Raw genomic sequence first — 6000 nt, forward strand, 5'->3', positions numbered from 1 at the left:
CTCCTTAATGTCCGCCAAGTAGTTTTTCGACTTCTTCAGGGTTATTGTGCACACCAAACTTATCAACAACGGTTTCGGTTGCGCTATTCATACCAATAACATCAACTGTTGCGCCTTCACGCCTAAATTTAATAACCACCTTATCGAGAGACGATACACCGGTTATATCCCAAAAATGTGCATGGGTTAAATCTATTACTACATTAGCAACTGCATTTTTAAAATCGAACGACGCTATAAATTGCTCCGCAGAGGCAAAAAATACTTGGCCGACTACTTCATAAGTTATTTGGTCGTTGATTTCATCATGATTGGTTTTAACCACCATAAAGCGGCCAATTTTATTGGCAAAAAACAACGTTGCTAACAATACGCCAACTAAAACACCAATGGCTAAGTTATGCGTAGCAACCACCACAATAACGGTGGAAATCATCACTATATTTGATGAAAGCGGGTTCTTTTTTAAATCTTTAACTGATGCCCATGAGAACGTACCAATCGATACCATAATCATTACAGCAACCAATGCAGCCATAGGAATTAACCGTAGCCATTCATCTAAAAACACCACCATGATGATTAAAAACAAACCGGCAATAAACGTTGAGAGCCGACCACGACCGCCCGATTTAACGTTAATGATAGACTGCCCAATCATGGCGCAACCCGCCATACCACCAAATAAGCCTGCACCAATATTGGCAATACCTTGACCTTTACACTCTTTATTACGATCGCTCGTTGTATCGGTTAAGTCATCAACAATAGTGGCGGTCATCATTGACTCAAGTAAGCCCACAACAGCAAGACCAATTGAGTACGGTAAAACAATTTGCAGCGTTTCGAGTGTTAGCGGTACGTCTGGCCATAAAAATATAGGCAGAGTGTCAGGCAGTTCGCCCATGTCGCCAACGGTTCTTATATCAAGCCCTAAAAACAGTGAAACAAGCGTAATAACAACAATACACACCAAAGGAGAGGGAAGTATTTTGCCAATGGTTGGAATATACGGAAATAAGTAAATAATACCCAAGCCCGCAGCAGTCATCGCATAAACATGCCAAGTAACATTAGTCAGCTCTGGTAACTGCGCCATAAATATTAAAATAGCCAGCGCGTTTACAAACCCAGTAACAACAGAGCGTGATACAAACCGCATTAACTCACCGAGCTTTAAAAACCCTGCAAATATTTGTATTACGCCGGTAAGTAAGGTGGCAACCAGTAAATATTCAAGACCGTAGTCTTTAACCAGCGTGACCATTAGCAGCGCCATTGCTCCGGTTGCCGCCGAAATCATTCCTGGGCGTCCGCCTACAAAGGCAATAATAACCGCGATACAAAATGAGGCGTATAACCCCACCTTTGGATCAACACCCGCAATAATAGAAAAGGCAATAGCTTCAGGTATAAGGGCAAGCGCCACAACAATACCAGCAAGCACATCGCCACGAATATTAGAGAGCCAATCTCTTTTTACGTGATCAAACATGTAAGTAACCTAATTAGTTAGTTTCCCAAAGTATAGGGGAATATTTTATTTTAATAACAGTGATTCTCGCGCAGACGGCGATTAGGGTTGCACATAGCGTACAAATAAATGAAAGGGGGCATTAACTCAGGGCGGCGTAAGTTTCAAAAAAGAAAGGCTCCTGTGGTTGGTTAATTTACTCTAATAACAGTACAAAAATACCATAAGGGTAAATTTTTTGTAGTAGCGAACTAAAGTCCTGAGAATTTTTTATTAGTAAAAGCTGGGCTGTATTTCTGAAAAACAATTAACATACTTTGTATAACTGCTCATTATAAATAATGTCCTTAAAATAATATTCGAATTTAATAATAAATCGACTCAAGCCATTTCACATTTTCTTATCAGCAACGTCCACTTTTAGGATGTCGCTCTATCGTAAGAAAAACTACTTATCTTCTTACGTCATAAGACGAAAATAGGTTACGTTTTTTAAATCGCTTTTCTATGTTTTGATGTATTTGAATAACGTATCTAGGTTTTCCAATACGCTCGCTAATATAGGTATTTATTATTCCTACGGAGCAGAATATATTAAGCTCGAGTAACGCATTATTTCAGTCTCAGATTGATGTATGCGTTTTAAATTTTGTGATCTTTCAAGAAATCCTTCACTACAATCAATAGTTATGATGAAGGTTATTTACACCTCGACTTTGTAATTTAGTCAGTGTAGTTAGCCAGAACTTAATGCCTTCATTTTCTGATATCCACATGCAGAGTAATTCTTTATGACCTTTCAATATTGATATATAAGGCCAAATAAATCGCTTTAGTCAGTTAATGATGCATCTAGCTACTTTAATTAACAAATGCTTCTAGCTCTCTTTTATCCATAAACGCCCATCCTAAAACTTACGTGAGGATTAATGATAGGCATTTATACAGACTCTGTCACAGGATCAAATAAAAGTTCACTTAACTTCCGTAAGAACAGAGTATAAGGCTTTAGATTTAAATTACTTTTTATTTTTTTCTTGTGCATCTAACGATTCGCCATTCACTTTACTAGAGTCATCGCTCATCAAGTATAAGTAAGTAGGCATTAAATCCTCTGGTGTAGCCAGAGTATCTCTATCCTCGCCAGGATAGGCAGCTGCACGCATTGAAGTGCGAGTAGCACCTGGATTAATACAGTTTATACGAATATTCGTTTTACCTACTTCACATGCCCATGTTTGCATCATACCTTCTACTGCAAATTTAGATATGGCGTAAGGACCCCAAAATTCACGACCTTTGCGGCCTACACCTGATGACGTAAATACTATCGATGCATTATCAGATTTACGAAGAACGGGAAAAAGTGCTTTAGTGATCATAGCTTGTGCAGTCACGTTTACTTTCATTATGTTTTCGAACGTTGACGAGCAAAAATGTTCAAGTGGACCAAGTGAACCTAAAATACCTGCATTATTAAGCAACCCATCAAGGCGGCCAAACTGATATTCGATTGTTGCAGCAAGGTCACGGTAGTTTTGCTTCGTTGCGCCTTTTAAGTCCATAGGCACAATTGCAGGTTTAGGGTAACCAGCATTAACTATTTCATCGTAAACACATTCAAGTTTATTAGTTGTTTTTCCTAATAAAATAACCGTAGCACCGTATTTTGCATACGTAATTGCTGCTACTCGGCCAATACCATCACCGGCGCCTGTTATTAAAATAACTTTATCTTTAAGTGCATTTTCAGCTGCTTGATATGTGTGCATAAAAGTACCAATTCATATAATTTTTTTGATTTTAACATAGCAAAACGTGAAGTAATCGAATTTATTGTAAAATTAGGTGGCGAAAATAGAAACTTTACGTTAAGTTTAACTGGTCTAATGTCTCATTAATAATCTGATTACATTGTTTTAACTTAATACACTGATTAAACACACTATAAAAATAAAATATGTGCGGAGCCAACAATATGAAAAAAATGCTACTTTCACTCTCGGTTACAGCTGCTTTAGCAGGTTGTGGCGGTGGAGAAACGTTAACTGATGTCAAAAATGACACAGCACCAGTTATTCCAACAGCAACGGTTACATTTGATCCTGCTGCAGGTATATTATCGGTACCTAATGACTTATTAATGAGTGGAACTCAAGACGGTACACTTAATATTCCTGGAGAGTTAGATGACAGCAATGTGTCTATTTCTCGTGCGGCTTATGCAAACCCTCAGCTTGCACTAGGTGCACTTGATGGCTGGTCTTCGCAAGTGCCTTATAAAATCGATTTAACATTCCCACCAAATGTGAGTTTAGATGAAGCGTCTGCTGGGACCCCAGGTACAGTAAGGATTTTTGAAGTCGTAATGGGTGCAAGCTTAACTGACGCAGAATGTTCTGTTGTAGCGGCAGGCACTGCTTGTAAATTAGTGGGTGAACTTACTTTTGGCGTTGACTTTGTAACTCAAGCTTCAGGTGATGCCGTTGCCATTATTCCTTTAAAACCATTTACAGCCGGTAGCTCATACATCAATGTATTAACTACAGGGCTTAAAGATTCTTTAGGTCGTTCTATTGAACCTTCTTCTACTTATGCCTCTGTGAGTGAAGAAGCGCCGTTAATTACAGAAGCCCAACTTGGTTTGCAAGGTGCTGTAAATAGCTACGAAAATGTAGTGGTAAGTTCAGGCGACATTTCAAAAGACGATATTATTTTTTCTAGTGCAATGACTATTCAATCAGCAGGGCCAGTACTTGGTACTATTAAGCAATTATTAGCTGCAAGTTTGCAAAATGATGCACTGCCTACACCGATGGTTAATGTACCTGAGCAGCCAATGCTTAATGTACAACAAGTATTTGCCTCTCAGGGTATTACTGTATCAGCTGCGTTTTCTGGTGTGCAGTATCAAAAAGGTAGCATTATGCTACCAATGTATTTAGGCACACCAACAGGTACTGATATTAGCGATTTGAACGACACATACTGGCAAGGTATGTGTGATAACGCAGTTGCAATAATTGGCTATAAAGCAATTGCAGGCGATGCTTTCCCTGTAGATCCAATTAGCCAAAATGATGGGTTATGTTCAGCCTTGAGTGGTGGGAAATTACGTGATTTAGGGCTAGACAGTACTCGTCATTTGACTAAGTATAATACAATTCCAAAAGTACAAAGCATGGCTAATGTACCAGTACAAGTTACCAAGCCTATTCTACCTATAATTAATGGTGTTCGTGCGCAGTTAGAATTAGATCCTATCGCAATGCCTGAAGGCGGATGGCCTGTTGTTATTATGCAACATGGTATTACAACTCAAAAAGAAAGTATGCTTGCATTAACTGCACAGCTTTCGATTCAAGGCTTTGCGACTGTTGCAATTGATCATCCTCGCCACGGTGAGCGTGGAATAGATGTTGATGGTGATGGAACTGACGATTTTAATGCAACAACGGGTTCTGTGCTTAGTTACATGAACTTAAGTTCATTACTTGTTGCACGTGATAGCTTACGTCAATCGGCTGCTGATTTATTAGGCCTTCGTTTAGGCTTAAACTTTATTAACGATGCGACGATTAACAGTAAAGATGTAACTTACATTGGTCATTCATTAGGCTCTATTGTAGCCCCTGCATTTATTGCTCAAGCTAATATGCCAATGGCAGAAACGCTTGATCCGCTATTTAATGTAAACACGGTAGCTCTTGCAAGTGGTGGCGGCGGTATAGCAAGCTTCTTACTTGAGTCCGCTGCGTTTGGCCCATTTATTCAAGGTTCAGTACTTTCACAAGCTGGTACAACAGAAGCTGATGAATTTACTGCATACTTACAAGGAGATGCAGTTTTTAACTGTGGCTCATTTATACCAGACATGGAAGCTTACTTGACATGTGGTTACAACGAATATATTGCATCACTTACCACTGCGGGTGAAACGACTAAACTTACTAACATTCAAGGTGTATTTACACAGTTTGCTTTTGCGGCGCAAACAGCGCTAGATAGTGGCGATCCAACGAACTACGCAGCCACTGTGAAAGCATTAGGTACTCCTGTTTATACAAATGTTGTTGTGGGTGATGGTGTTGATAACAAGCCTGACCAAGTGATACCACCAATGGCAGCTAATAATCCTATTTCTGGCACAATTCCATTAGCTAACTTGATGGGTCTTGAAACAGTAAGTACTTCGCAAGCATTGAGTGAAACACCAACAAGCTATTTAGTTAAATTTACTAAAGGGCATCATGGTTCTATATTAACACCAGCTCAAGATGCTGCACAGGCTGCAACTGTTGAAGGCAGTGCTGCCGCTAATGCAGAAATGCAGTTGCAAGTAGCTACTTACTTAGCTGCTCGCGGACGGATGTTATTAGTTTCCAACCCTGAGGTTGTTACTGATTAATAACCAGTAAAATAATTAACCTTTAAAAGCCACTGAAAAGTTAACACCATTCAGTTAAGCATGTTTTGACTTAATGGTGTACCGAGTTTTTGAAATTCGAACGGTCCTACTTTTGGGC

At 39.3% G+C, this 6000-nt stretch carries 3 protein-coding genes and 1 pseudogene; 1 reads left to right on the forward strand and 3 read right to left on the reverse strand.

Going from position 1 to position 6000, the window contains the following annotated elements; genetic code table 11:
• Positions 1–4: 4 nt before the first annotated feature.
• The 3 genes and pseudogenes from I6F53_RS10990 to I6F53_RS11000 form a co-directional block, all read right to left on the reverse strand.
• Complete coding sequence (locus I6F53_RS10990) at positions 5–1495, reverse strand: SulP family inorganic anion transporter (RefSeq protein ID WP_165727800.1); 1491 nt, start codon at positions 1493–1495, stop codon at positions 5–7.
• A 674-nt stretch (positions 1496–2169) separates the two neighbouring features.
• Positions 2170–2314, reverse strand: a pseudogene (locus tag I6F53_RS20620) (transposase); the annotation flags it as partial.
• A gap of 179 nt (positions 2315–2493) precedes the next feature.
• Positions 2494–3246 carry a YciK family oxidoreductase gene (locus I6F53_RS11000; RefSeq protein WP_166420754.1) on the reverse strand — a complete coding sequence of 251 codons (753 nt, stop codon included), beginning with the start codon at positions 3244–3246 and terminating at the stop codon, positions 2494–2496.
• A 206-nt stretch (positions 3247–3452) separates the two neighbouring features.
• Between I6F53_RS11000 and I6F53_RS11005 the strand changes: the two genes are divergently transcribed.
• Complete coding sequence (locus I6F53_RS11005; RefSeq protein WP_197239566.1) at positions 3453–5882, forward strand: VolA/Pla-1 family phospholipase; 2430 nt, start codon at positions 3453–3455, stop codon at positions 5880–5882.
• The last annotated feature ends 118 nt before the right edge of the window (positions 5883–6000 follow it).

The sequence above is a fragment of the Pseudoalteromonas sp. SWN29 genome, assembly GCF_015864465.1.
Taxonomy (GTDB): domain Bacteria; phylum Pseudomonadota; class Gammaproteobacteria; order Enterobacterales; family Alteromonadaceae; genus Pseudoalteromonas.

What these genes read in the sequence shown, in the direction of transcription:
- I6F53_RS11000 (WP_166420754.1), bottom strand. Translation starts at nt 3,246, where the DNA reads ATGCACACATATCAAGCAGCTGAAAATGCACTTAAAGATAAAGTTATT.
- I6F53_RS10990 (WP_165727800.1), bottom strand. Translation starts at nt 1,495, where the DNA reads ATGTTTGATCACGTAAAAAGAGATTGGCTCTCTAATATTCGTGGCGAT.
- I6F53_RS11005 (WP_197239566.1), top strand. Translation starts at nt 3,453, where the DNA reads ATGAAAAAAATGCTACTTTCACTCTCGGTTACAGCTGCTTTAGCAGGT.